Consider the following 26,512-nt stretch of genomic DNA (forward strand, 5'->3'; position numbering starts at 1 on the left):
CAGACATCGGACCGGTCCGTACGGATCCAGTATCAGCTGGTCGGAACGGCCCGGTCGGGGAAGGGAGGGGTTTTCTCAGGCCTGGCCGGCCAGCTCGAAACCGGCCTCGTCCACGGCGGCGCGGACGGCCTCCTCGTCGAGGGCGGCCACGGAGACGACGGTCACCTCGCCGGTGGACGCCACGGCCTTCACCGAGCTGACGCCCGGGATCCGGGAGATCTCGCCGGAGACGGCGCCCTCGCAGTGGCCGCAGCTCATGCCGGTCACCCGGTAGACGGTGGTGACGGAGCCCGAAGTGTCGGTCTGGGCGGTCATGTCGTTACTCCTCGTCGAAGCAGGTGGGGCCAGTGGGGCTCGCGATGGGATCCCCACACTCGCCACACTATACCCCTAGGGGGTATTTCTCCAAGCATCCCGGGGCCCGCGACCGCACCCGCACCGCGCCGAGCGGGCCCACGAGCGCCAGGCCCCCCGTCAAGAGCAGTGCGAACAGGTGCTCCTGCCCCGCGCCGGTCCGCGGGAGGCACGGCCGCCCGAACGGCCCCGGGACGGCTTCGGCGCAGCACACCCGCGTCACCGGCCGGCCCGGCGAGTCCGCGCGTGGCGTCCCCCGCAGCGTGCAGCACGCAGGCGCCCGGCCACGTGCCCACCACCGGCGCGGCGAGGCGGAACTGCCCGTTCGGGCGGCGCCGGGACGGCAGCGCGGCACCGCGATCGCGGTCCACGGCCCGTGCCCGAGCGGGGCGAGCGGCTCGCGCGGGAACTCCGTCTCCGGCATCACCCGCCGATCGGCGGCGCCGGACAGGAGCGCGGCGTCGAAGGCGTAGGCGCAGCTCTCCACCGCCGCGAAGCCGAGGCCGACGGCCGCGCCGAGCACCAGCCCGGGCCGCGGCCCGCGCAGGCCCGGCTGCCGGCGCGGCGCGAACACCAGCGCGCCGGGCTTCGCCGCCTCCTCGGCCGGGGCGGCACCGGTGGAACGTCCGAGGGAGGGGTGGAGCGGTTGCGACTCCATCGGCATGGCGCCGTGCACCCCGAGGGCGCCGCCGGCCAGGAAGCAGCCGGGGATCGCGCCGACGCCGAGGTCCCTGCCCTGCCGCTCGTGCACCCACGGGACGAAGACGGCCGGGACCGGGAAGCCGCCGAGCAGGGCGAGCGCGGGCGGCGGCGCGACGCCGCCTGTCGTGTACGCCACCGCCGCGGTCGGCGCCCACGGCGCGAGCCCGCACCGCGGGCAGCGCCGCCGCAGCCCCGCGCCGATGCGGGGGAGCGGCGGTGGCGGCCGCTGCGGGCCGGGGATGCGGGCCCGGGGCCCGCCGGGTGGCGGGGGGTGGGGCACGTGGGTCCCCTCGGACTGCTGCTGGGGTGATGCCTCCGCGCCCTGTGCGGGTGCGCCTTTGGTCGCAGCCCGGGTGGCCCTGTGGGGTCAGGCGCGGCCGAGCCGTTCGCCCACCAGGGGCTCGAGGTAGCGGACGAGCACGTTCTTGACCTCCTGGACGTAGGCGGCGCGCTCGGCCCCCTCGTTGGCCAGGGCCAGTTCGAGGCCGGCCTTGTAGATGCCGAGGCAGACGTGTGCCGTGCGGGTGAGGCCGGCCGGCGGGGCCTCGGGCAGCAGTGAGGCCAGCAGGCCCTCGATGCGGCCGATCAGGGTCGCGTGGAGCTGGTCGTGCGCCTCCGTGATCCCGCCGGGCAGGTCGGGTCCGTGCATCAGCGTGAAGAACACCGGGTGCTCGGTGTTGAAGGCCATGAACCGGTCGACCGCCGCGCCGATGGCCTCCTCCAGCGGGGTGGCGGAGTCGACCGGGGCCAGCGCCTCGCCGTAGGTCTCCCGCATCTCGTGCATCAGGCGGTCGCCCAGTTCGATCGCGATCGCTTCCTTGTTCGGGAAGAACTGGTACAGCGTGCCCGGTGAGACACCCGCCTCGCGGGCGATGGCGTTGGTGCTGGCCGCGGTGTAGCCGCTGGTGCAGAAGACCTGGGCGGCGGCCTGCAGGAGCTGGGCGATGCGGCGTTCGCCGCGGGCCTGCCGGCGGCGCGGCCGCTCGTTCTCCGAGGTGTCGGACACGCGTTATCCCCAGCCCTTCGAAGGCGATTGACAAACGCGAGTGGTCGCTCGCATTCTTATGAAACGCGAGCGATCTCTCGTGTTTGCCAGTTTATGGCAATGACCGACCCATGCCGCCTGCCTGTACGGACATGGGTCACGGTGAAGGGGACACCGCACGATGACCGAAGTCAACAAGGCGCCGAGCCCCGGGGCCGGTCCTCCCCGAACCGGCGGCTGGACGCGTTTCGTCACCGCCCGTCCGCGCCTGTCGCTGCTGGCGGCCCTGGTGCTGACCGCGCTCGCCGTGCTGGCCGGCAGCGGGGTCGCGGACCGTCTGGGCAGCGGCGGCTGGGAGGACCCGGCAGCCGAGTCGACCTACGCGACCGAGGCGCTGGAGCGTGCGTTCCCCGACTCCCAGCCCAATCTGCTGCTCCTGGTCGACGCCGGCCGCTCCTCCGTCGACGACCCGGCGGTCGCCGCCGAGGCCCGCGGTCTGGCCGAGCGGCTCGCCGGGGAGCGGGGCGTGACCGGCGTCGGCTCCTACTGGCAGGCCGGTCCCTCGGCGGCACCCGGCCTGCGCGCCGAGGACGGCCACGAGGCGCTGATCGCCGCCCGCATCACGGGCGACGAGAACGCGATGGGACGCACGCTGGACCGCGTGGCGCCGCACTACCGGGGCACGCACGGCCCGGTGCGGGTCCGGGTCGGCGGCATCGTCGCGGTCCGGCACGAGATGCAGACCATCATCAAGGAGGACCTGACCCGGGCCGAGATGATCGCCCTGCCGATCACCCTGGTGCTCCTGGTGATGGTCTTCGGCAGCGCCGTCGCGGCCCTGCTGCCCCTGGGCATCGGCATCGTGGCGATCCTCGGTACGAACGCGGTGCTGCGCGGACTGACCGCCTTCACCGACGTGTCGGTCTTCGCGCTCAATCTCACCACGGCCCTAGGCCTCGGCCTCGCCATCGACTACGCCCTGTTCATCGTCCGCCGCTACCGGGAGGAACTGTCCGCCGGGGCCGCCCCCCTGACGGCGGTCGGCACGACCCTGCGCACGGCCGGCCGCACCGTGCTGTTCTCCGCCCTCACCGTCGCGGTCTCCCTGGCCGCCATGATGCTCTTCCCGCAGTACTTCCTGCGGTCCTTCGCCTACGCGGGCATCGCCGTGGTCCTGCTGGCCGCCGCTGCCGCCCTGATCCTGCTCCCGGCGGCCCTGGTCCTGCTCGGTCACCGGGTCAACTCCCTCGATCTGCGTCGCCTGTTCCGCCGCGGCCGCAGGACGGAGGGAACCGGTACCGGGGCGACCGGCGGCGCCGGCTGGGCGCGCACCGCCACGCTGGTGATGCGCCGCGCCCCGCTGTTCGCGCTCGGCACCAGCGCCCTGCTCGTCGTCCTCGGGCTGCCCTTCCTCGGAGTGAGGTTCGGCACCGCCGACGACCGCCAGCTACCCCAGGGCGCCGAGTCGCACGTGGTGCAGCAGCACCTCCGCGACGGCTTCCCGGGCACCCCCGGAGGCGGCCTCGAGATCCTCACCGAGGGAGGCGCCACCAAGGCCCAGTACGCCGCCTACAAGCAGCGGGTGGCCGACCTGCCCGACGTCGTCCGGGTCGACGGCCCTCTCGTCAAGGGCGACACGGGCTACTTCACCGTCCAGCCGAAGGGTGAGGCCGTCGACACGGCGGCGCAGCGCCTCGTGGGCGACCTGCGCTCGCTGAAGGCCCCCTTCGACACCAAGGTGACCGGCACGGCCGCCGTCCTGGTCGACTCCAAGCACGCGATCGGCGAGCGGCTGCCGTGGGCGGGAGCCTTCATCGCGGTCGTCACCCTGATGCTGGTCTTCCTGCTCACCGGGAGCGTGCTGATACCCCTGCAGGCCGTGGTGCTCAACGCGCTCAGCCTGACGGCGATGTTCGGCGCGGTGGTCTGGGTCTTCCAGGACGGCCATCTGTCCGGCGCGCTCGGCTTCACCAGCCCGGGCTCCATCGAGACCACCCTGCCCGTCCTGATGTTCTGCGTCGCCTTCGGACTCTCCATGGACTACGGCGTGTTCCTGCTCTCCCGCATCAAGGAGGAGTACGACCGCACCGGCGACCACAACGAGGCGGTCCGCCACGGACTGCAGCGCACCGGCGGCCTGATCACCGCGGCGGCGGTCATCCTCGCGGTGGTCATGGTCGCCATCGGCACCTCCCGGGTGACCAACACCAAGATGCTGGGCCTCGGCATCGCCCTCGCGGTCCTGATGGACGCGATGGTCGTCCGCAGCCTCCTGGTGCCGGCGATCATGCGGCTCACCGGCCGCGCCACCTGGTGGGCCCCCGCCCCGCTGCGCCGCTTCCACCGGCGGTTCGGGCTCAGCGAGGGCGAGGCACCCGCCCCGGCGCCCGAGAAGGAGCCGGCGGGGGTGTGAGCCGACGGGGTGCGCGGCGGGGACCCGCTGGACGGGCCCCGGCCGTCCTCGCCGCCACGGGGACGGCACCGGGTGCCGGTGCGGCCGTCATCTGGCCGTGGTGCTGAGCGTGGCCCACTCGCGGTCCAGGATCGCCATGATCACTTCGTCGGCCCACTCGCCGTCGCGGACCTGCACCTCCCGCCGTACACCCTCGACCACGAAGCCGACCTTCTCGTAGACGCGCAGGGCCCGGTGGTTGTGGGCCCAGGCGGCCAGCTCGACACGGTGCAGACCGAGCGACTCGAAGCCGTGGGCGACGATCAGCCGGGCCGCCTCGGTGCCGATGCCGCGGCCGCGGCCCCGGGGACCGATGAGGGTGCGGAAGGTGCAGCTCCGGGCGGCCGCGTCGTACTCGTACAGCACGACCTCGCCCAGGACCTCGCCGGTCTCCCGGTCGGTGACGGCCAGGTCGAGGCGGTCGGGGGCGGTGGCCCGGGAGCCGTACCAGGTGCGCAGCCGCTCCGGGGTCAATTCGGTGGACGGCTCGAAGGTGAAGCGGACGACCTCGGGGTCGGCGACGATCTCTTCCATGGCTGCGGCGTCGGCCTCGGTGAACGGCCGCAGAACGGTCCTGCGACCGGTCAGCACGGGTTTGGCGGAGAAGCTCATGAGACGACTGTGCCCCACGCGGCAGGTGGGGCACAGGTGAATATCCGCTGCTCAGTCCGCTCTTCGGCCCCGGTTGCCCGGCCGGGAGGCGACCCAGGCGCGGACGGTGTCGGCGAACCAGTAGGGCTTGCCGGCCTCCACCTGGTCCGGCGGCGGCAGCAGGCCGTGCTTGCGATAGGACCGCACGGTGTCCGGCTGCACCCTGATGTGCGCCGCGATCTCCTTGTAGGACCAGAGCCTTCGGTCGGTCATGCGTCGTACCTCCCCGCGCGCGCCGCGGCGCGGCCGTGGGACGGCCATCGGGGGAGCCGGGCGGTGCGCTGGTGATCACCAAGCCTGTGCCCCGTGAACGACACCGAGGGGTGCCGGGCAAGCGGCTGTCGGCCGGGTGTGACCGAGAACCCGCGTAGGCGCGACATCTGTGACAGGAAAGGGGAGTTTGTGACACGGCCGCAGCGAAGCGGTGGGTGGTGCGGCCGTGTCGGGCGACGAACGCCTCCCCGAGGGGAGGCCCTCGTCCCCGGGCGGGAGGCGACGGCTACGGGGTGGGGGCGGCGGCGCCGGGGCGGGGTGGTGCTCAGGCTCCGCAGGACCTGAGGAACGCCCGGGTGCGCCGGGCGATCGGCAGCGGCCTGTCCGGGTCGCACGGGTACATGTCCTGCTCGACGATCGCGAACAGGTCGGTGTCCAGCCGTCCGGCGGCCTCCAGCACCGGACCCAGCGCGGGCACTCCGGAAGGTGGTTCGCACATCACCCCCTGGGCGACCGCGGGGCCGAACGGTGTGCCCTTGGCCCGTACGTCGGCGAGGATCTCCGGGTCCACCTGCTTGAGATGCAGATAGCCGATCCGCTCGCCGTAGGTCTCGATCAGCTTGACGCTGTCCCCGCCGCAGTACGCGTAGTGGCCGGTGTCCAGGCACAGCGACACCAGAGCCGGGTCGGTGCCGTCCAGGAACCGGGTGACGTTCTCCTCGGTGTCGATGTGCGTGTCGGCGTGCGGGTGGACCACCACCGTGAGGCCGTACCGCTCCCGCACCTCGCGCCCCAGGCGTTCGGTCAGCGAGGTCAGGTCGCGCCACTGCCCGGCGGTCAGGGTGTCGGGCTCCAGCACCTCGCCCGTCCGGTCGTCCCGCCAGAAGGACGGGATGACGACCAGGTGGCGGGCGCCCATGGCCCGGGTCAGGGCGGCGATGCCGGAGACGTGTTCCCAGGTCTTCTCCCAGACGGCGGAGCCGTGGTGCAGGCCTGTGAAGACCGTGCCGGCCGACACCTTCAGGCCACGGCGGCCGGTCTCCTCGGCGAGCACGGCGGGGTCGGTCGGCAGATAGCCGTGGGGGCCCAGCTCGATCCACTCGTAGCCCGAGCCGGCGACCTCGTCGAGGAACCGTCGCCAGGGCACCTGGCGGGGATCGTCCGGGAACCACACACCCCAGGAGTCGGGCGCCGAACCGATCCGGATGCGGGAAAGTGAGGAGGGTGACAAGGACGTCATGGCCGCCAGCCTGCGGGCCCCCGGAAAGCGGTGTCAAGCTGTCGTCAGAATGTCCGGACAAAAGATTGACAGGGTTCGTCTGACAGGACTAGAAAGCCCGGAACGAGATACGCGGGGTGAACCGGGCAGCGCGGAAGGGAAGCCGATGGCGTACGACCTGATCACCATGGGGCGGATCGGAGTGGACCTCTACCCGCTGCAGACCGGCGTCCCGCTCGCCCAGGTGTCGGCCTTCGGCAAGTTCCTCGGTGGTTCGGCGGCCAACGTCGCCGTCGCCGCCGCCCGGCTGGGCCGCCGCACGGCCGTGATCACCCGCACCGGCGACGACCCGTTCGGCGCCTATCTGCACGAGGCCCTGCGCGACTTCGGCGTCGACGACCGCTGGGTCACCCCGGTCCCCGCACTGCCCACGCCGGTCACCTTCTGCGAGGTCTTCCCGCCGGACGACTTCCCCCTGTACTTCTACCGCCGCCCCACGGCACCCGACCTGCAGATCGACGCCGCGCAACTGGACCTGGACGCCATCGCCGGAGCCCGGATCTTCTGGGTCACCGGCACCGGCCTGAGCGAGGAGCCGAGCCGCACGGCGACCCTCACGGCCCTCGCCCACCGGGCCCGGTCCGGCACGACGGTCTTCGACCTCGACTGGCGCCCCGTCCTCTGGAACGGTGCGGCCCGGACCGACCCCGACGTGGTCCGGCCCTTCTACGCCGAGGCGCTGCGGCACACCACGGTCGCCGTCGGCAACCTGGACGAGGTGGAGATCGCGACCGGCGTCCGCGAACCGCACGCGGCGGCCCGCGCCCTGCTGGCCGCGGGGGCGGAGACCGCCGTGGTCAAACAGGGACCCAAGGGTGTGCTCGCCGTCAACCGGACGGGCGAGTGCGCCGAGGTCCCGCCCCTGCCGGTCACCGTCCTCAACGGCCTCGGCGCCGGAGACGCCTTCGGCGGCTCCCTCTGCCACGGCCTGCTGGCGGGCTGGGACCTGGAGACGACCGTGCGGCACGCCAACGCGGCCGGCGCCATCGTCGCCTCCCGCCTGGAGTGCTCGTCCGCGATGCCGACCCCCGGCGAGGTGGCCGCCGCGCTCGAGGCCGGAGCGGTGCTGTGAGGGCCGGCCGGGTGGCGGGGACGCACACCGAGGGCGGTTCGGGGCCACGGCTGCCGGCCGTCGACGCCTCCGAACTGGTCCGCGTCCGCACCCGCCACCCCGAGGCCGTCGCCGAGGCCGCGGCCCGCCGCGTCCGGCGCCCGCTGCCGGGTGCGAGCGGCCGCCTGGTGACCGTCGCCGCCGGCGGTCCGGCCCGCGGTGCGCCCGGCGCGGGCGACCGCGTCCTCGCCGCGGCCAACCGCGCGGACCTGCTCCGGCGCCTGTGCCCCGCGCTGTCCGGGCCCGGCGTCGACGGCGTCCTCGCGACCGCCGACGTCCTGGACGACCCGCTGCTGCTCGGCGTCCTCGGCCACAAGGTCGTCCTCCGCGGTGACGTCGGCGACTTTTCCGAGGAGCGGGTCGCCGCCTGCCGGAAGTGGCGCGGCGCGCTCCATCTGCCCACCGTGCGCGCCCTGGTGGTGGGCCGTTCGCTGCTGCACCCGGCGGACGGCGATGTGGCCGCCGCGGTGGGCACCGCCACCGGACTGCTATGAGGGGCCGCATGACCAGCACCGATCTGCACCTGCCCAGGGGAGCCGCCGCGAACGGCGGGTACACCGTGGACATCGGCCCCGAGCGCGCCGGGTGGGAGTACAGCGGCCTGCGCGTCGTGGAGTTGACACCCGGCGGCAGCCATACGTTCACCACCGGGGGCAGTGAATGGATCGTGCTTCCGCTGCACGGCGGATGTACCGTGCGAATCGAGGAAAGCGAGTTCCAACTCCTGGGTCGGGACAGCGTGTTCAGCGGGGTCTCCGACTTCGTGTACGCGCCCCGCGACGCCCGGGTCCAGATCGCCTCCGGCGTGGGAGGCCGCTTCGCCCTGGCAGGAGCGAAGTGCGAGCGACGACTCCCCGCCCGCTACGGCCCCGCGCCGGAGGTCCCCGTCGAACACCGGGGCAGCGGCACCTGCGCCCGCCAGGTGCGCAACTTCGCGGCGGCCGACACCTTCGACTGCGACCGGCTGATCGCCGTGGAGGTGGTCACCCCCGGCGGCAACTGGTCCTCCTACCCGTCGCACAAGCACGACGAGCACCTGCCGGGCGAGGAGTCCCGGCTGGAGGAGATCTACTACTTCGAGATCGACGGCCCGAACGGGTTCGGCTACCAGCGCGTGTTCCCCTCGCGGGAGGGCGGCTCGGACGTCCTCGCCGAGGTCCGCTCCGGCGACGCCGTCCTCGTCCCCGACGGATGGCACGGCCCGTCGATAGCCCAGCCCGGCCACGACATGTACTACCTCAACGTCATGGCCGGACCCGGTGAGACCCGGGAGTGGCGGATCCGCTTCCACCCCGGCCAAGCAGAGAGCACAGGGGGCTACCGATGACGATCCGGCTGACCGTCGCCCAGGCACTGGTCCGCTTCCTCGCCGCCCAGCACACCGAACGCGACGGCGAGCGGCGACGGCTGATCGGCGCCACCTGGGGCATCTTCGGGCACGGCAACGTCGCCGGGCTCGGCCAGGCGCTGGTCGAGTACGCCGAGGTCATGCCGTACCACCAGGGCCGCAACGAGCAGGCCATGGTGCACGCGGCGGTCGGCTACGCCCGCCAGTCCAACCGCCTGTCCGCCCACGCCGTCACGACCTCGATCGGCCCCGGCGCCACCAACCTGGTCACCGGCGCCGCCCTCGCCACCGTCAACCACCTCCCGGTCCTGCTCCTCCCCGGCGACGTCTTCGCCGCCCGCCCCGCCGACCCGGTGCTGCAGCAGCTCGAGGTGCCGTACGCGGGCGACGTCTCGGTCAACGACACCCTGCGCCCGGTGTCGCGGTACTTCGACCGGATCACCCGGCCCGAGCAGCTGGTCCCGGCCGTGCTGCAGGCCGTGCGGGTCCTGACCGACCCGGTGGAGACCGGCGCGGTCACCCTCGCCCTGCCGCAGGACGTGCAGGCCGAGGCCCACGACTGGCCCGAGGAGTTCTTCGCCGAGCGCGTCTGGGCGGTACGGCGCCCCGGCGCGGACCCGGCCGAGCTGGCCGAGGCGGTCCGGGCCGTGCGCCGGGCGCGCAGACCGCTCGTCGTCGCGGGCGGCGGCGTCCATCACAGCCGCGCCGAGGAGGCCCTCGCGGAGTTCGCGGCGGCCACCGGCATACCGGTCGCCTCCACCCAGGCCGGCAAGGGCTCCCTGCGCCACGACCACCCGCAGGACGTCGGCGGCGTCGGCCACACCGGCACCGCCACCGCCGACGAGCTGGCCCGCACCGCGGACCTCGTCATCGGCGTCGGCACCCGGTACACCGACTTCACCACCGCCTCCGGCACCCTCTTCGAGAACCCCGGCGTCCGCTTCCTGAACCTCAACATCGCGCCGTTCGACGGGCACAAGCTCGCCGGGCTGCCGCTGGTCGCGGACGCCCGCAGCGGACTGGGCGACATGACCGAGGCGCTGGCGCCGCACGGCCACCGGGTCGACGGCTCCTACGTCACCGAGTACACCGAGGACAAGGAGCGCTGGGAGCAGCGGGTGGACGCCTGCTTCGAGGCCGACGAGCCCGACGTACGGCCCACCCAGCCGCAGGTCATCGGAGTCCTCGACGCCCTGGCCGACGAGTCCGACATCATCGTGGGCGCGGCCGGCTCGCTCCCCGGGGACCTGCACAAGCTGTGGCGGACCAGGTCCCGGGACCAGTACCACCTGGAGTACGGCTACTCCTGCATGGGCTACGAGATCCCGGCCGCGATCGGCGTCAAGCTCGCCGCACCCGGGCGGAACGTGTGGGCGCTGGTCGGCGACGGCACGTATCTGATGATGCCGACGGAGATCGTGACCGCCGTCCAGGAGGGCGTCGCGATCAAGGTCCTGCTGCTGCAGAACCACGGGTACGCCTCGATCGGAGGCCTGTCGGAGTCGGTGGGGGGCGAGCGGTTCGGCACCGCGTACCGCCACCGCGCGGCCGACGGCACCTTCACCGGCGCCCCCCTCCCGGTGGACCTCGCGGCCAACGCGGCCAGCCTCGGCATGCGGGTGCTGCGCGCGCGGACGGTCCGGGACCTGCGGGCGGCGCTCGCCGAGGCGCGCGCGGCCGACACTCCCACATGTGTCTACGTGGAGACCGAAACGTCCGACACTGTGTCGGGCGCGCCTCCGGCGCAGGCCTGGTGGGATGTTCCTGTGGCCGAGACCGCGACCCGATCGTCCGCGGTCAAGGCACGTGAGCTGTACGAACGGCACGTCTCGACCCGACGCCGCCATCTGTAGAAGGAGTCTCTGGGCATGACGAAGATCGTCAACCACTGGATCGGCGGCAAGACCGCCGAAGGCGCGTCGGGTGCGTACGGGCCGGTCACGGACCCGGCGACCGGCGCCGTCACCACCAAGGTCGCGTTCGCGTCGGTCGAGGAGGTGGACGCGGCGGTCGCCGCCGCCAAGGACGCCTTCACGACCTGGGGCCAGTCCTCGCTGGCCCAGCGGACCAACATCCTCTTCAAGTTCCGCGCGCTGCTCGACGGGCACCGGGACGAGATCGCCGAGCTGATCACCGCCGAGCACGGCAAGGTGCACTCGGACGCCCTCGGCGAGGTGGCGCGCGGCCTGGAGATCGTCGATCTGGCCTGCGGCATCAGCGTGCAGCTCAAGGGCGAGCTGTCCACGCAGGTGGCGAGCCGGGTGGACGTGTCGTCGATCAGGCAGCCGCTGGGTGTCGTCGCGGGCATCACCCCGTTCAACTTCCCGGCGATGGTCCCGATGTGGATGTTCCCGATCGCCATCGCCTGCGGCAACACGTTCGTGCTGAAGCCCAGTGAGAAGGACCCCTCGGCCGCCGTCCGGCTCGCCGAGCTGCTCGCCGAGGCCGGACTGCCCGACGGCGTCTTCAACGTGGTGCACGGTGACAAGGTGGCCGTGGACCGGCTGCTGGAGCACCCCGACGTCAAGGCCGTCTCCTTCGTCGGCTCCACCCCGATCGCCCGCCACATCCACACCACCGCCTCCGCGGCCGGCAAGCGGGTGCAGGCCCTCGGCGGCGCCAAGAACCACATGCTGGTCCTGCCGGACGCCGACCTGGACGCGGCCGCCGACGCGGCGGTCTCGGCGGCCTACGGCTCGGCCGGCGAGCGCTGCATGGCGATCTCCGCGGTCGTGGCGGTCGGCGCGATCGGCGACGAGCTGGTGGAGAAGATCCGCGAGCGGGCCGAGAAGATCAAGATCGGCCCCGGCAACGACCCGGCGTCCGAGATGGGCCCGCTGATCACCGCCGCCCACCGCGACAAGGTCGCCTCCTACGTGAAGGGCGCCGCGGACGACGGCTGCGAGGTGGTGCTGGACGGCACCGGCCACACGGTGGAGGGCTTCGAGGACGGCCACTGGATCGGCATCTCGCTGCTCGACCGGGTGCCGACCACCGCCGCCGCCTACCGGGACGAGATCTTCGGCCCCGTCCTGTGCGTGCTGCGCGCCGAGACGTACGAGGAGGGCGTGGCCCTCATCAACGCCTCGCCGTTCGGCAACGGCACCGCCGTCTTCACCCGGGACGGCGGCGCGGCCCGCCGCTTCCAGCTCGAGATCGAGGCCGGCATGGTCGGCGTCAACGTCCCGATCCCGGTCCCCGTCGGCTACCACTCGTTCGGCGGCTGGAAGGACTCGCTCTTCGGCGACCACCACATCTACGGCAACGACGGCACGCACTTCTACACCCGCGGCAAGGTCGTCACCACCCGCTGGCCGGACCCGGCGGACGCTCCGGCGGGCGTCGACCTGGGCTTCCCGCGCAACCACTGAGAACGCCCCGTCGGGCCGTCCGGTATCCGGACGGCCCGACATTTTTTTGCCCTGACACCTGCGGTTCCCGTTTTCGAGGATGAAACGGGCAAGCCATGAGGGATCTGTCGATCACCTTGGAAAGCAAGGTCATTGATTAATTTCACATGCTGAATGCGCTACTACGTGATCATTGCCTGCGAAAGTGATGTGAACTGCGTCGCTTTACGAGTGCGGAATCCGAAGGTGAACCCCCATTGACGCGGCGGTTTTCGAAGGGGTTCTCTAAGTGGCGCCGGGAGCGGACGAGACGAGACGCACGACGAGCCGCCGGAGGCGATAGCGCTCCCGACCCCCACCCTCAGTCGCACGAGTCGATCGGAACCCCGCCGCATGACCGACACGCTCCGCCCCGTCGACACAGCCGTCACAGACGCCTCCGACGGCCCTGACGGCCCCCGGAAGCTCAAGCGTTCCATCGGCGTCGTCGGCGGCACCCTGCTGACGCTCTCGTGCGTCACGCCCGCCTCCACGCTCTTCGTGGTCGTCCCGGACCTGTTCGGCTCCCTCGGCACGGCCACCGCCCTGACGATCGCCATCGGCTCCCTCCTCTGTATCGCCGTGGCGTTCTGCTACTCCGAGCTGGGCACCCTCATCCCCAGCGCGGGCGGCGAGTACGCCATGGTGTCGACGATGGCCGGGCGGCTCGCGGGCTGGCTGGTCTTCGTACTGTCCCTGCTGGTGGTGATGATCGTTCCGCCGGTGATCGCGATGGGCACGGCCGACTACCTGGCCCCGATCGTGCACCTCGACCCGGCCATGACCGGCGCCGGCGTGATGCTGCTGGCCACCCTCGCCGGCCTGCTCGACCTGCGGGCCAACGCCTGGATCACCGGCATCTTCCTGGTCCTCGAGGTCATCGCGGCCGGCGTGGTCGCCCTGCTGGGCTTCTCGCACGGCCACCGCGGGGTCGGCAGCCTGGTCTCCATGGAGGTGACCGGCCCGAGCGGCCACACCGATCCGGTGACGGCCATGCTCGTCATATCCGGGCTCGCCATCGCCCTCTTCGCCACCCAGGGCTTCTCGACCGCCGTCTACCTCTCCGAGGAACTGGAGCACCCGCGCCGCAACGTCGCCCGCACGGTGCTGGCCACCCTCGCCATCTCCTCGGTGGTCATCATCGTGCCGGTCGCCGCGATCACCATGGGGGCCGCCGACATCGAGGAACTCACCAGCGGCGACATCAGCTCCATGGTCACCGCGTGGTCCAACTCCGCGGTCGGCACCTTCGTCAGCCTGTGCGTGGCCCTCGCGATCATCAACGCCGGCATCGTCATGGTGATCCAGAACTCCCGCGTCCTGTTCGCCTCCGCCCGCGACAAGGCCTGGCCCGAGCCGGTCAACGACGTCTTCTCCAAGCTCGGCCGCTTCGGCTCCCCCTGGGTCGCCACCCTGGCGGTCGGTGTCCCCGGCGCGCTGCTCTGCTTCGTCAACCTGGACACCCTGTACGGCGTCACCGGTGTCTCCGTGACCGGCATGTACATCCTCGTCGCGGTCGCCGCCCTGCTGTGCCGCCGCGGCTCCCACAAGCACACCCCCGCCTGGCGGATGCCGCTGTGGCCCGCGATGCCCGTCCTGCTGATCGTGGTCCTCGCCTACATCCTCGCCCAGCAGGAGGCGGCCTACCTGCTGTGGACCGGCGGCATCACCGCGGTCGCCACCCTCTACTGGGCCTTCTACCTCCGCCCGCGCCGCGACACCCGCTGGCTGGTGTCGATCCCGGAGGACGCGCGGGCCTGACGGCTCCGAAAGCCCAGCCCACCACCGGGCACGCCCCCTACCGAGCCCCCGCTGCCCGCACCTCGACGGGCGGCGGGGGCGACGACGTTCCCGCGGTGCGCGCCGCCCCGCATGCCGAGGCGGCGCGCACCCGCTCGTACCGCGTCCGGAGTACGGGGGAGGGGGGCCGTACGCCGCGAGGAGGGCGGGAATTCAGCCCCAGGGCCGCGTGCGCCGCCGGTGGCGGCCCGTACCGTTGACGCATGGATCTTCGAAGGCTCGTGCCGCGGGGACCGCTGAAGGGACCGCGCCGGCTGCTCGCCGCCGCGGCCGCCGTCGTGGTGCTCGCCGGCGCCGGGACGTGGTCGGCCGTCGCGTCCGACGATCCGCCCGGGGTGCGCCGGACCGACCGGGTCATGACCATGGCCGACGGCACCCGCCTGGACACCTCCTACTTCACCGGTGCCGCCGGCCGCCGCCCCGCCGTCCTGCTCGCCCACGGCTTCGGCGGCAGCAAGGACGACGTGCGGCAGCAGGCCGAGGACCTCACCCGCGCCGGATACACGGTGCTGACCTGGTCGGCCCGCGGCTTCGGCCACTCCACCGGGAAGATCGGCCTCAACGACCCGGAGCACGAGGTCGCCGACGTCTCCCGGCTGATCGACTGGCTGGCCGACCAGCCCCAGGTCCGCCTCGACGGCAAGGGCGACCCGCGCGTGGGCGTGACCGGCGGCTCCTACGGCGGCGCGATCTCCCTGCTCGCCGCCGGGCACGACCGCCGAGTCGACGCCATCGCACCGGCCGTCACCTACTGGAACCTCGCCGACGCCCTCTTCCCGAACGGCGTCTTCAAGAAGCTCTGGGCCGGGGTCTTCTTCAACACCGGCGGCGGCTGCGCCAGGTTCGAGCCCGCCCTGTGCCGGATGTACGACCGGGTGGCCGAGTCCGGAACCCCGGACGACGCGGCCCGCGAGCTGCTCCGGGAACGCTCGCCGGTCGCGGTCGCCGCCCGCATCAGGGTGCCCGCGCTGCTGGTGCAGGGCCAGACCGACTCCCTGTTCACCCTCGCCCAGTCCGACGCCGCCGCGAAGGCGATCCGAGCGAACGGCGCCCCCGTGGACGTCGACTGGATCGCGGGCGGGCACGACGGCGGCGACAGGGAGGACACCCGGGTGCGGGGGCGGGTGACCGCCTGGTTCGACCGCTACCTGAAGGGCGACGGGTCCGCCGGCACCGGTCCCGCCTTCCGCGTCACCCGCACCGGCGGCGTCGACTCCACCGACGGCGCCGCCCGGCTGCGCGGCGCGAGCGCCGACGCCTACCCGGGCCTGCGCGGCCACCCGCGCGCCGTCGCCCTGACCGGCCGCGGGCAGCACGTCGCCAACCCGGCCGGCGCCAGCCCGCCCGGTGTCTCCGCGCTGCCCGGCCTCGGCGGCTCCGGCGGTCTCTCCCGCCTCTCCGCGCTCGGCGTCGGAGTCTCCCTCGACTTCCCCGGCCAGTACGCCCGGTTCGACTCGGCCCCGCTCGGCCGGGACCTGCGGATCACCGGTTCGCCGACCGCCACCGTCCACGTCACCTCCACCACCGGCGACGCCGTCCTGTTCGGCAAGGTGTACGACGTCGGCCCCGGCGGCACCCGGCAGGTGCTGCCCTCCCAGCTCGTCGCACCCCTGCGGGTCACCGGCGCCGAGGCGGGCAAGGACGTCACGGTCACCCTCCCGGCGATCGACCACGAGGTGCGCAAGGGCCACCGGCTCCGCCTCGTCCTGGCCTCCACCGACCTCGGCTACGCCTCACCGGCCGCCCCGGCCACGTACACCGTCTCCCTCAGGTCGGACCTGAGCGTGCCGACCGCGCCCGCCGTCACCACCGCGGCGGACCCGCTGCCCGCCTGGGTGTGGTGGCTGCCCCTGGCCGGGGCGGCGGGCGCGCTCGCCCTGCTGGTCACCGGCCGGCGCCCCACGGCCGCCCCCGCTCCCGACCCGGCGCTCGCCGACGTCCCGCTGCGGATCACGGACCTGAGCAAGCGGTACGCCAGGTCCGCCGACCGGTACGCGGTGCGCGAGCTGTCCTTCCGGGTGGAACGGGGGCAGGTCCTCGGCCTGCTCGGACCCAACGGCGCGGGCAAGACCACCACCCTGCGCATGCTGATGGGCCTCATCGCCCCCGACGGCGGGGAGATCCGCGTCTTCGGCCACGCCGTCCGGCCCGGCGCGCCGGTGCTGTCCAGGGTCGGCGCCTTCGTGGAGGGCGCGGGCTTCCTGCCCCACCTGTCCGGCCGGGAGAACCTGGAACTCCACTGGCGGGCCACCGGCCGGCCGGCCGGGGACGCCCACCTCGACCAGGCCCTGGAGATCGCCGGCCTCGGCGACGCGCTCGCCCGTCCGGTACGCACCTACTCCCAGGGCATGCGGCAGCGGCTGGCCATCGCCCAGGCCATGCTCGGCCTGCCCGAGCTGCTGATCCTGGACGAACCCACCAACGGTCTCGACCCGCCCCAGATCCGCGAGATGCGCGAGGTGATGATCCGCTACGCGGCGGCCGGCCGCACGGTGATCGTCTCCAGCCATCTCCTCGCCGAGGTCGAGCAGTCCTGCACCCACCTGGTGGTCATGGACCGCGGCCGGCTGGTCCAGGCCGGACCGGTGCGGGAGATCGTCGGCTCCGGCGACACACTGCTGGTCGGCACCGGTGCGCCCGTGGAGGAGCCGGTGGTGGAGAAGGTCACGGCCCTGCCCGGCGTCGCCTCCGCCGTCCGCACCGAGGACGGGCTGCTCATCCGTCTCGAACCCGGCGCCACCGCCGAGGAACTGGTCGTGGAACTGGTGCGCCTGGCGGTGCCCGTCGCCTCGGTCGGCCCCCACCGGCGCCTGGAGGACGCCTTCCTCACCCTGATCGGAGGTGCCCCGTGAGCACGCTCACCGAGCCCGTCGAGCCCGTCGAGCCCGAGGAACCGGTCGAGGCGGCCCCCGGCTACCGGGCGGGCCGCACGCTGCCGCTGCGCGTGGAACTGGTCCGCCAGTTCAAGCGGCGCCGCACGCTGATCATGGGCGGTGTCCTCGCGGTCCTGCCGTTCGTGCTGCTCGTCGCGTTCACGATCGGCGGCGAGCCCTCCGGCCGCGACGGCCGGGTCACGCTGATGGACACGGCCACCGCGTCCGGCGCCAACTTCGCCGCGGTCAACCTGTTCGTCTCGGCGGGCTTCCTGCTGGTCATCCCGGTCGCCCTGTTCTGCGGGGACACGGTCGCCTCCGAGGCGAGCTGGTCCTCCCTGCGCTATCTGCTCGCCGCGCCCGTGCCGAGAACCCGCCTGCTGCTGTCCAAGCTCGCCGTGGGGCTGGGGCTGAGCCTCGCCGCGATGGTGCTGCTGCCGGTGGTCGCCCTCGCGGTCGGCACGGCCGCCTACGGCTGGGGCCCGCTGCAGATCCCCACCGGCGGCGCGCTGGACCCGGGCACCGCGGCGCAGCGGCTCGTGGTGGTCGTGGCGTACGTCTTCGTGTCCCAACTGGTCACGGCGGGACTGGCGTTCTGGCTGTCGACGAGGACGGACGCCCCGCTCGGCGCGGTCGGCGGTGCGGTCGGCCTGACGATCGCCGGCAACGTCCTGGACGCCGTGACCGCCCTCGGCCACTGGCGCGACTTCCTCCCCGCGCACTGGCAGTTCGCCTGGGCCGACGCGGTGCAGCCGGACCCCGAGTGGTCCGGCATGGTCCAGGGCGCGGCGGTCTCCGTGACGTACGCCCTGGTGCTGTTCGCCCTGGCCTTCCGGGGCTTCGCACGCAAGGACATCGTCTCCTGACCGGGGCCGGGGCGGGGTACCGCCACCCGCCGCCCACGCCGCACGCGTCGGGGCGCCGCACCGGGGGGTGAGCACACGAAACGGCGGCGGGCGACCCGGGGAACCGGCGCCCGCCGCCGCGGAGCGTGCGCTCAGGTGGTGCCGGTGCCGGTGCCGGTGCCGGTGCCGGTGGCGGACGGGGCGGAGACGTTGTCCGCGCACGCGGAAATGCCCGCACCTCGGCCAAGGTGTCAATTCTGCGGGGGCGTTCGAGTGAATTGACGGGTGGTATGCGTTCCACGGTTTCCTCCGCTGTCTATTCCTCGTTCTACAACCTGCCGGTCATGGTGCGAGCCGTTGAAGCTGCGCTCGCTCGGCCGAGACCGCTCGCTCGGTTTCGGCCGTCAAAGGGGCATGACCGCAGAGAAGGGAAAGTCTCATGAACAAGAGCACTGTTGTGCTCGTCGGCGCGATCCTGGCTCTGGGTGGGGCGGCCCCCGCGTTCGCGGACTCGGACGCGACGGGCTCCGCCTCCAACTCGCCGGGCTTCCTCTCGGGCAACGTCATCCAGGTGCCGATTCACATTCCGGTCAACGCCTGTGGCAACTCCGTGAACGTCATCGGCGCGCTGAACCCGGCCCTCGGCGCCGTCTGCGCCAACGGCTCGCTGCAGTAAAGCGACGCTTCAGCCCACCGGCTGTGTCGTGGCCGGCCCCGGACCTCTTCATCGTTCCGGGGCCGGCTTTCCCATTTCTACGAGCAGGAAGACGACGACATTGCGACAGACCCTCAGCAAGGGCATTTTCGTGGCCGCCGCCGCGACAGGCATGCTGTCCTTGTACGGCGGCCTGGCACTCGCCGACTCGGAGCACGGCCCCGCCCGGCAGCCGTCCGGCGTGGTGTCCGCCAACACCGCCCAGGCACCGGGGGAGGCCCCGGCCGCCGTCTGCGGCGACTCCGCGGACGGCGCCTCCGGCAGCTCCTGCGCCGGCCGCCACGAGTCCGGCACGGGCGGTGCCCGGAGCAAGGGCGCCACGAGCGTGGACCCACAGGACGAGCCCGACTACAGCGATGACGTGGACCTGTCGTCGTCGCAGAACAAGGGAAACGATTCCTCTCCGTCCTCGTACGGTGAGGAGGACGAGGCCCAGGGCCCTTCGAAGGAAGAGGAGCACCCGACCGAACCCTCCTACGGTGAGGAGGAGCCCGCCAAGAAGCCCTCGTCCGGCGACGAGGAGCACTCCTCCTCGTCCGCGCACGGCAAGGAGGAGCCCACCCACGAGCCCTCGTACGGCGACGAGGAGCACTCGGCCGCGCCCTCGTACGGGAAGGACGACCACTCGGCCCCGCCCTCCTATGGCGACGACGAGCCCGCCAAGAAGCCCTCGTACGGCGACGACGAGCCCGCCAAGAAGCCCTCGTACGGCGACGACGAGCCCACTCAGAAGCCCTCGTACGGGGACGACGAGCCCACTCAGAAGCCCTCGTACGGCGACGACGGGCCCACCCGCGAGCCCTCGTACGGCGGCGACGACCACGCGAGCCCACCCTCGTACGGGGAGGACGAGCAACAGGGCCCGCCCTCGTACGGCGATGACGACACACCCCCGCCCTACGGCGGCGAGGAGCACCACCACCACCATCACGGGCACAGGCCCCACCTTCCGCACACCGGTGGCAACGCCGAGGCCATGATCGCGGCCTCGGCGGCGAGCGCCGCGCTGATCGTGGCGGGGACCACCCTCTACCGCCGGGGCCGCCGCGCCGCGTCCCGTCGCTGACGTGCCGGGTGCCGGAGCCCCGTGCCCGGCACCCCGCTCGTTCGGCCGTACGAGGGGTGCGGCCACCTGTAAGCCGCAACCGCGTTGGCACGGTCTCGGCCCGTGTGACTGGGTGTCGGTAACAGCGACCGCCGGGCGAGCAGGCGGGCGTGCGGGAGAGGGAGGATCCCGGCATGGCTCCACAGCGGCGAAGGGCCCGGTACCGGCCGGCGCTGACCGCGGCCGGGATCACCGTCGCGGCGGTCCTGGCCGCGGGACCGGCTCCCTCCCCGGTGCCCCCCGCACCGGCGCCACGCGCACCCACGGCGGCTCCGACCGCGACCTCCGCCCCGGCGGCGCCCCGGGTCTCCGCCTCCCCCGGGGCCGCGAAGGGGGCCGCCGGGATCACTCCGTTCGGCGCCTTCCTCGACTCGGGGCCGCTCGGGGTGACCCTGATGGCGGGGCTGCGCCACTGGCTCGGCGGCACCGAGCCGAAGGTCGCCCACACCTACCTGCCCGGCGGCCGCTGGGCCGACGTCGAGGGCCCGCCCGGCTTCCTGGACCCGTGGGCGCGGTGGCGGCGCGCCCAGGCGGACCGCACGCTCGTGCTCAACGTGCCGATGCAGGAGCGCAACGAGGAGAACCTCTCCGACGACGAGGTGCGCGAGCTGCTCCGGCGGGGGGCGGCCGGGGAGTTCGACCGTCACTTCCGGACGCTGGCCGAGCGGCTGGTGGAGTCGGGGGTGCCCGACACCGTGCTGGTCCTCGGCTGGGAGATGAACGGCATCACCTACACCCACCGCTGCGGACCGGACCCGGCGTCCTGGAAGACGTACTGGAAGCGGATCGTCGCGACCATGCGGTCGGTGCCGGGCCAGCGGTTCCGGTTCGACTTCACCCCGAGCCGCGGCCGGGACGCCGTGCCCTGGACCGAGTGCTACCCCGGGGACGACACCGTCGACATCATCGGCATGGACGCCTACGACCAGCCGGCCGGGCTGTCGTTCGCGGAACAGGTGAGGGAGCCCTACGGGCTGCGGCAGCACGTCGACTTCGCCAAGGCCCACGGCAAGCCCGTCTCCTATCCGGAGTGGGGGCTCTTCCGCAACGGCGACGACACCGACTACATGCGGGGCATGCTGGCCTGGATCCGGGAACACGGGCCGGTGTACAACACGCTCACGGACTACTGCCCGCACGGCGTGTGGCAGTGCGCGCGCAACCCCCGCTCGTCGCAGGTCTACCGGTCCTTCCTGTACGGCCGCGGCGAGCAGCAGCCCGCTCCGGCAGCGACGGTGTCCGCGCCGGCCCCGGAGCCCGGGAAGTCCGGCGGGCCCGCCCCGGAGCCGGGCGGCGACTGCCCGGTCCCGGACCCGGACGACTGGCCGGCGTACCGGCTCGGCCGGAAGTCCTGCCCCGACCGGTGATCCGACGGCCGGCGGGCCCCGGCGTCAGCCCGACGGCTGCTCCCGCCACCGGCGCAGCACCTCTCCGCCCCACAGCCGGGCGGCCCCGGCGCACAGCGCGGCCGACAGCAGCGGCGCGGTCCGCCGCCGGGCCATCAGCAGCCGCTGGTTGGCGACCGGTTCGGGCCGCCAGTGCATCTTGTAGGGCTCGGAGCCGCGCAGCAGGCTCAGCGTGCCGCCTCCGTCCGCGCCCCCGGCGCGCGTCGCCTGCTCACTGCACGCGTCCAGCAGCAGTACGGCCACATCGGCCCTGCTCTCCCGCAGCCGCGGGTGCGCGCCGTACAGATAGCCGCCGGTCAGGCTCCGGGACCGCAGCGTCAGGTCGACGGCGACCACGTCCGCGCCGATCCGGAACTCCGTCACGACCGCGTTCCCGGAGCGGACCAGATCGGGTACCGCGCGCACCAGGTGTTCGCGGAACCGGGGCAGCGTGTGCTCGGCCGTCACCTTGCGTTCCCGCCACTGCAGCCGGTGCAGCTCCAGCATGCGGTGCAGGGCCGGGGCCGCCTCGTCCGGCCCGGCCACGTGCCGCACCACGCCCAGTGACGTGTGCCTGCGCAGCTGCGCCCGGACCCGCTGGGCCCGCTTCGCGGGCAGCCGGGCGGCCAGTTCGGGCAGCGGCACGGCGGGCAGCTCCAGGCACAGCGAGTCGCGGACCGTGCGGCGCGGGCCGCGCCAGCGGTCGTAGACCCGTTCCACCGCACCACCGGGCCGTACCTCGCGGAAGTCGACCAGGGCGGTGCGGGCCGCGTCCCACAGGGCGTCGGCGAGGGCGTTGGCGGCGCGCCCGTCGTCGGCGTCGTCCAGCAGCACGTCCCCGTAGTCGGAGATGGCCCCGCCCAGCGGCACCAGCGCGGGCAGCGGCCGGCGTACCAGCATCAGCGGCGCCGCGCCGACCAGTTCGTCGCCGGAGCGCACCACCAGCACCCGGAGCCGGCCCGGTCCGCCGTACGACCGCCACCACGAGTGCAGCCAGGCGTGGTGCTGGAACGGGGTCGCGGTGGCGCACCGCTCGTACAGCCGCCCCCAGGCCGGGGCCAGCGCGGCGAAGGCGTCCGCGTCGGTGACGAGTCCGGCGGTGTGGTCCGGGACCGCCGGGCAGGGCGGGGCCGTCACCGCGGGCCGTGCGCGTCGGAGGCGACGGCCGGACCGGGCACGGTGGCCGGGCGCGGCTCCGCCTCGTCCTCCGGCCTGCGCCCCGGCCGTACCAGCAGCACCAGCGCGCCGAGCAGCCCGCCCGCGCTCGTCCCGATCAGGCCCGTGACCACGGGGGAGGCCGAGCTGGGCGCGGTCGGCCGCGGCGCCCGGGAGAACTGCACCAGCTCGACATGGGTGTCGGCCTTGGTCGCGTCGGCGCGCCGGGCGAGGGAGCGGGCGACCGCGTTGGCCATGTCGGCGGCCTTGGCCGGGCGGACCGAGGACGCGGAGACGGCGACCATCGGGGCGTCCGGCGAGGTGGCCGTGCGCACGCCGGCGCGCAGGGTGTCCAACGGCACCCCGGCCCGTTCCCGCGCGTCGCCGAGCACCGCGAGGTCGGTGGCGATGCGGCCGTAGGCCTGGGCGAAGCCGAGCGCGGCGGCGGAGTCGGAGCTCTCGGTGGGCACGGCGAGGACGTAGGCGGTGGCCGTGTACGTCGGTGGCTTCAGCACGCCGTACGCGCCGCCCAGCAGCCCGCCCGTGAGGACGCCGGCCACCACCAGCGACCAGGGCGGAAGCGCGCGCGAGCGCCTGGGGCGGGCCGGGCGGGAGTTCCGGGTGGGATTCTCGGTCATGGCGAGCTGACTCCCTCGGGAGATGGGGACCTGGGGAACGTGCCGGCGAGCGCCGCCGCGTAGACGTCCATCAGCCGGGCGGCGCTGCGGGTGATGCAGTAGTGGCGGGGTGCCTCGGGGGCGGTGCGGGGGCCGGGCCCTGCCGTGCGCACCCCGGCGAGCGCGCGAGCGTAGCCGTCGGCGCCGCCCGTGACGCGCAGCGCGTCCGGGGCGGCCTCGGGCGGCAGGTCCTCGACGGCAGGGCAGGAGGCGTAGCGCACCGGCAGTCCGGCCGCCAGCGCCTCGACGACGGCCAGCCCGAAAGCCTCCTCCCGGGACGGTGCGGCGAGCACGTCCATCGCCGAGGTCAGCGCGGGCAGTTCGGGGCCGGGCGAGCCGTCCGGGGCGTAGGGCCGCTCACCGGTGAACAGCACCCGGCCGGCGACGCCGGCCTCCTCGGCGGCCCGGCGCAGGGCGGCCTCCTGCGGGCCGCCGCCGACCAGCAGCAGCCTGCAGTCGTCCGGGAGCCGGGCGAGGGCCCGGACCAGGACGTCGAAGCGTTTGCCGGGGACGAGCCGGCCGATGCCGCCGATGACGAACGCGTCGTCCGGCAGCCCGAGCCGGGCGCGGGTGAGCCGGCGCCGCGCCGGGTCGAAGCGGAACCCGTCGAGGTCGATGCCGTTGGGCACCACCGCGATGCGCTGCCGGGGCACCCCCCACCGGGCGAGCCGGTCGGCGACGGTGGGGGAGACCGCGACGGTGGCCCGGCCGAGCCGCTCGCCGGCCAGGTACAGGGCGCGCACGCCCGCCGTGAGCGGCCGCCCCTCCATCTGCGAGTCGCCCAGCGAGTGTTCGGTGGCCACGACTGCGCGCACCCCCGCCAGCCGTGCCGCGATCCGGCCGTACAGGCAGGCCCGGTACAGGTGGGTGTGTACGAGGTCGTAGCGGCCGTGCCGGATGACGCGGACCAGGCGGGGCAGCACCGGCAGGTCCCGGTTGCCGTTCATGCCGAGGTGCGTCACCCGCACCCCGTCGGCGGCCAGCCCGGTGGCCACCGGTCCGGGGTGGGTCAGCGTGACCACGTCGCACCGCGCGGGCAAGTGCCGCAGCAGCAGGCGCAGTTGCTGCTCGGCGCCGCCCACCCCGAGCCCGGTGATGATGTGCAGCGCCCTCACCGCGGACCCTCCGCCGGCCGGCGGCGCAACCGGTGCAGCCGGTACTTCAGCGACAGGCGCACGCCGGTGTCGCGCTGCCCGACGTACACCCGGGGCAGGGCGTGGGGGCCGGTCAGCGCGCCCGGGTCGATGGCGCAGGCGTACTCGTACCCGGCCTCGCGCACCGCGTCGGCGGCGCGCGCGTCGACCGTGCCGTACGGGTAGCAGAAACCGGTGACCGGAGCGCCGGTCAGCCCTTCGAGCAGGGCCCGGCTCTCGACGGTCTCGGTCTTGAGAGTGAGGTCGTCGGCCCGGGTCAGGTCGAGGTGGGTCAGACCGTGCGAGCCGATCTCCATGCCCGCCCGGGCCGCCCGCCGGATGCCGTCGGCGGTCAGCAGCGGCCTGCGCGGCCCCAGCGGGTCCCACGCGTTGTCGCCGCCGAGCCGGCCGGGCAGCGCGAACAGGGTCGCCGTGCACTCCCAGCGGGCCAGCACGTCGACCGCGCCGGTGAGGAAGTCGGCGTAGCCGTCGTCGAAGGTGAGCCCGACCAGACCGTGCCCCTCGCCGCGGGCGCGGGCCGCGAGCAGTTCGCGCACCGACACCCCCCGCAGGCCCCGGCCGCGCAGCCAGCGGAGCTGGCACTCCAGCCGCTCGGGTGTGACGGTGATCCGGTACGGGTCGTCGGCGCGTTCGCCGACCGAGTGGTACATGGCGATCCACGGGACGCGGCCCGGGCGCGAGGCGGCGCGCCGGGGTGGCTCAACGGAGGACGGCATGGGCGAGCCTTCCGGCGAGGGTGCGGACGAGTCGGACGGCGAAGGCGCAGCCCTGGGCGCCCAGGGCGTGGCCGAGCAGGACGAACACGACGGTCACGGTGGTGCCGCCGGCCAGCAGGCCGGCGGCCGGGGCGGTGGGCAGGCTCGCGGCGAACGCCCCCGCCGGGGCGGCCACCGCGGCGGCCCGCAGCGGCCTGCTCAGCTCCCTCAGCACGCCCCGGGCCCGCACGGGCACGCCGCGCGAGGCCGGCCCGGACAGCAGCAGGACGGCGGTGAGGGTGATCCCGGCGGCGTTGGCGGCGGCGATGCCGGTGACGCCCCACACGCCGATGGTGGCGGCGCCGGCCCAGGAGGTCACGACGATGCCCGCGGCCATGGCGGCGAGCGGGTACCAGGTGGCGCGGCCCGCCGAGAAGCAGCAGCGGACCAGCACGCCCGTCAGGGTCTGGCCGAGCAGACCGAGCGCGTACACCCGCATGACGTGCGCCGTGGCCGCGGTGTCGGCGGCGGTGAACGCGCCGCGCTGGAAGAGGAGCTCGATGATCTGCGGGGCGCAGGCGAGGACGGCCGCGGTGCCGAGCAGCACCAGCCCGGCGGCCACCGCCAGATCGCGCTCCACCCTCGTCCTGGCCCGCTCGGTGTCGCCGTCCGCGAGGGCCCGGGCCACCACCGGGAAGGTGACCGTGCACAGCATCATCGACAGCATCATCGGGATCTGCGCGACCTTCTGCGCGTAGTTCAGGTGCGAGATGGCCCCGGCGGGCAGGTGCGAGGCGAGGAACCGCTCGATGAGCACCTGCGACTGCCGGCACAGCCCGAACAGCAGCACGCTGGCCATCAGCGCGACGTCCACGGGCGGGGCGACGGCGACGTCCACGGAGGCGGCGCGCGTCACCCGGCGGTCACACAACCGGGCTACCAGGTCCGGCAGTTGGACCAGCACCATCAGGCATCCGCCGACCGCCACACCGAAGGCCGCCGCACGCACCCCCCAGGGGCCGCCGAGCGCGAACATCGACGTGACGATGCCGATGTTGTACGCGACGTAGATCGCCGCCGGGGCCAGGTAGCGGCCGTGGGCCCGCAATGCCGCGCTGCAGTACCCCGCGAGCCCGAAGCTGAGCACACAGGTCGCGGTGAGCCGGGTGCAGTCGACGGCGAGGGAGGGATCGGGCAGTCCGGGCGCCAGCACCCGGACCACTTGCGGCGCGGCGGCGGCGAGCAGTGCGCCCGCCGCCGCGAAGGCCGGCGCCAGCCGGGGCAGGCCGGCGGCGACCAGCGACCGCACGGGATCGCCCGGGGCGCCCTGCGCGCGCCGGGCCAGGGCGGCGCTGAACGCCGGGATCAGCGCGAACGCCAGCCCCTCCTCGATGAGCAGGGTGGCCGCGAACTCCGGCACCGTCCAGGCGACCAGGAAGGCGTCGGTGTCCCGCCCGGCCCCGAAGAGCCGGGCCAGCACCTGGTCGCGCACCAGCCCGAGGAGGGCGCCGGCGACCGAGAGGGAGGCGGTGACCAGGGCGGCGCGGGCGAGGAACCGGGGTACGGGCGGGGTGGGTCCGGCGCTGGACTCGCGGCCGGCCTCCGGGGCGGGTCCGGATCGCGG

Annotated in this window: 23 protein-coding genes; 12 read left to right on the forward strand and 11 right to left on the reverse strand. The window is 73.9% G+C overall.

Annotated features, from left to right (window positions below; genetic code table 11):
- Positions 1-75: 75 nt before the first annotated feature.
- The 3 genes from MXD57_RS28235 to MXD57_RS28245 form a co-directional block, all read right to left on the reverse strand.
- Positions 76-315, reverse strand: coding sequence for a heavy-metal-associated domain-containing protein (locus tag MXD57_RS28235; protein WP_250404999.1), 240 nt, complete (start codon positions 313-315; stop codon positions 76-78).
- A 67-nt stretch (positions 316-382) separates the two neighbouring features.
- A complete protein-coding gene (locus MXD57_RS28240) occupies positions 383-1,192 on the reverse strand; it encodes a PrsW family glutamic-type intramembrane protease (protein ID WP_250405000.1) in 810 nt (269 codons plus the stop codon).
- Positions 1,193-1,423: 231 nt separating this feature from the next.
- Complete coding sequence (locus MXD57_RS28245) at positions 1,424-2,062, reverse strand: TetR family transcriptional regulator (RefSeq protein ID WP_250405001.1); 639 nt, start codon at positions 2,060-2,062, stop codon at positions 1,424-1,426.
- A gap of 160 nt (positions 2,063-2,222) precedes the next feature.
- On the opposite strand from MXD57_RS28245, the gene MXD57_RS28250 reads away from it, so the two are divergent.
- The gene (locus tag MXD57_RS28250) at positions 2,223-4,454 is read left to right on the forward strand and encodes an MMPL family transporter (protein ID WP_250405002.1); all 2,232 of its coding nucleotides are present in this window, start codon (positions 2,223-2,225) and stop codon (positions 4,452-4,454) included.
- 87 nt (positions 4,455-4,541) lie between these two features.
- Here the strand turns inward: MXD57_RS28250 and MXD57_RS28255 are convergent, their stop codons facing one another.
- The 3 genes from MXD57_RS28255 to MXD57_RS28265 form a co-directional block, all read right to left on the reverse strand.
- Entirely contained in the window at positions 4,542-5,105 is a 564-nt protein-coding gene (locus MXD57_RS28255) for a GNAT family N-acetyltransferase (protein ID WP_250405003.1), read from the reverse strand.
- 51 nt (positions 5,106-5,156) lie between these two features.
- The gene (locus tag MXD57_RS28260) at positions 5,157-5,357 is read right to left on the reverse strand and encodes a helix-turn-helix transcriptional regulator (protein WP_250405004.1); all 201 of its coding nucleotides are present in this window, start codon (positions 5,355-5,357) and stop codon (positions 5,157-5,159) included.
- Positions 5,358-5,682: 325 nt separating this feature from the next.
- Complete coding sequence (locus MXD57_RS28265; protein ID WP_250405005.1) at positions 5,683-6,597, reverse strand: sugar phosphate isomerase/epimerase family protein; 915 nt, start codon at positions 6,595-6,597, stop codon at positions 5,683-5,685.
- A gap of 145 nt (positions 6,598-6,742) precedes the next feature.
- On the opposite strand from MXD57_RS28265, the gene iolC reads away from it, so the two are divergent.
- The 11 genes from iolC (at position 6,743) to MXD57_RS28320 (ending at position 21,189) form a co-directional block, all read left to right on the forward strand.
- The gene (gene iolC / locus MXD57_RS28270; RefSeq protein WP_250405006.1) at positions 6,743-7,708 is read left to right on the forward strand and encodes a 5-dehydro-2-deoxygluconokinase; all 966 of its coding nucleotides are present in this window, start codon (positions 6,743-6,745) and stop codon (positions 7,706-7,708) included.
- A gap of 11 nt (positions 7,709-7,719) precedes the next feature.
- Complete coding sequence (locus tag MXD57_RS28275) at positions 7,720-8,241, forward strand: Cgl0159 family (beta/alpha)8-fold protein (RefSeq protein WP_250405007.1); 522 nt, start codon at positions 7,720-7,722, stop codon at positions 8,239-8,241.
- Positions 8,242-8,249: 8 nt separating this feature from the next.
- Positions 8,250-9,074 carry a 5-deoxy-glucuronate isomerase gene (gene iolB / locus MXD57_RS28280; RefSeq protein WP_250405008.1) on the forward strand — a complete coding sequence of 275 codons (825 nt, stop codon included), beginning with the start codon at positions 8,250-8,252 and terminating at the stop codon, positions 9,072-9,074.
- Positions 9,071-10,948, forward strand: coding sequence for a 3D-(3,5/4)-trihydroxycyclohexane-1,2-dione acylhydrolase (decyclizing) (gene iolD / locus MXD57_RS28285; protein ID WP_250405009.1), 1,878 nt, complete (start codon positions 9,071-9,073; stop codon positions 10,946-10,948). The genes iolB and iolD overlap by 4 nt, the downstream gene beginning before the upstream one ends.
- Before the next feature lie 15 nt (positions 10,949-10,963).
- Positions 10,964-12,466 (forward strand): CoA-acylating methylmalonate-semialdehyde dehydrogenase, encoded by a 1,503-nt coding sequence (gene mmsA / locus MXD57_RS28290; protein ID WP_250405010.1) that lies wholly within the window; start codon positions 10,964-10,966, stop codon positions 12,464-12,466.
- Positions 12,467-12,838: 372 nt separating this feature from the next.
- Complete coding sequence (locus MXD57_RS28295) at positions 12,839-14,245, forward strand: APC family permease (protein ID WP_250405011.1); 1,407 nt, start codon at positions 12,839-12,841, stop codon at positions 14,243-14,245.
- 242 nt (positions 14,246-14,487) lie between these two features.
- Entirely contained in the window at positions 14,488-17,136 is a 2,649-nt protein-coding gene (locus tag MXD57_RS28300) for an alpha/beta fold hydrolase (RefSeq protein ID WP_250405012.1), read from the forward strand.
- Positions 17,133-18,023, forward strand: a complete 891-nt coding sequence (locus MXD57_RS28305) for an ABC transporter permease (RefSeq protein WP_374114758.1) — start codon at positions 17,133-17,135, stop codon at positions 18,021-18,023. The genes MXD57_RS28300 and MXD57_RS28305 overlap by 4 nt, the downstream gene beginning before the upstream one ends.
- Before the next feature lie 418 nt (positions 18,024-18,441).
- Positions 18,442-18,678 (forward strand): chaplin, encoded by a 237-nt coding sequence (locus tag MXD57_RS28310; RefSeq protein WP_250405013.1) that lies wholly within the window; start codon positions 18,442-18,444, stop codon positions 18,676-18,678.
- Between the two features lie 100 nt (positions 18,679-18,778).
- Positions 18,779-19,783, forward strand: a complete 1,005-nt coding sequence (locus MXD57_RS28315) for a hypothetical protein (protein WP_250405014.1) — start codon at positions 18,779-18,781, stop codon at positions 19,781-19,783.
- Positions 19,784-19,956: 173 nt separating this feature from the next.
- Entirely contained in the window at positions 19,957-21,189 is a 1,233-nt protein-coding gene (locus MXD57_RS28320) for a glycoside hydrolase family 26 protein (protein ID WP_250405015.1), read from the forward strand.
- Positions 21,190-21,213: 24 nt separating this feature from the next.
- On the opposite strand, the gene MXD57_RS28325 is transcribed toward MXD57_RS28320, so the two are convergent.
- The 5 genes from MXD57_RS28325 to murJ form a co-directional block, all read right to left on the reverse strand.
- A complete protein-coding gene (locus tag MXD57_RS28325; protein ID WP_250405016.1) occupies positions 21,214-22,344 on the reverse strand; it encodes a GNAT family N-acetyltransferase in 1,131 nt (376 codons plus the stop codon).
- Positions 22,341-23,000 (reverse strand): lipopolysaccharide biosynthesis protein, encoded by a 660-nt coding sequence (locus tag MXD57_RS28330; RefSeq protein WP_250405017.1) that lies wholly within the window; start codon positions 22,998-23,000, stop codon positions 22,341-22,343. The genes MXD57_RS28325 and MXD57_RS28330 overlap by 4 nt, the downstream gene beginning before the upstream one ends.
- Positions 22,997-24,154 carry a glycosyltransferase gene (locus MXD57_RS28335; RefSeq protein ID WP_250405018.1) on the reverse strand — a complete coding sequence of 386 codons (1,158 nt, stop codon included), beginning with the start codon at positions 24,152-24,154 and terminating at the stop codon, positions 22,997-22,999. Before MXD57_RS28335 ends, MXD57_RS28330 begins: the two co-directional genes overlap by 4 nt.
- Positions 24,151-24,909 (reverse strand): polysaccharide deacetylase family protein, encoded by a 759-nt coding sequence (locus MXD57_RS28340; RefSeq protein WP_250405019.1) that lies wholly within the window; start codon positions 24,907-24,909, stop codon positions 24,151-24,153. The genes MXD57_RS28335 and MXD57_RS28340 overlap by 4 nt, the downstream gene beginning before the upstream one ends.
- Positions 24,893-26,512 (reverse strand): murein biosynthesis integral membrane protein MurJ (gene murJ / locus MXD57_RS28345; protein WP_250405020.1); only part of this gene is annotated, 1,620 nt, incomplete at its 5' end. The genes MXD57_RS28340 and murJ, both read right to left, overlap by 17 nt.

Source organism: Streptomyces cellostaticus (assembly GCF_023630175.1).
Taxonomy (GTDB): domain Bacteria; phylum Actinomycetota; class Actinomycetes; order Streptomycetales; family Streptomycetaceae; genus Streptomyces; species Streptomyces cellostaticus_A.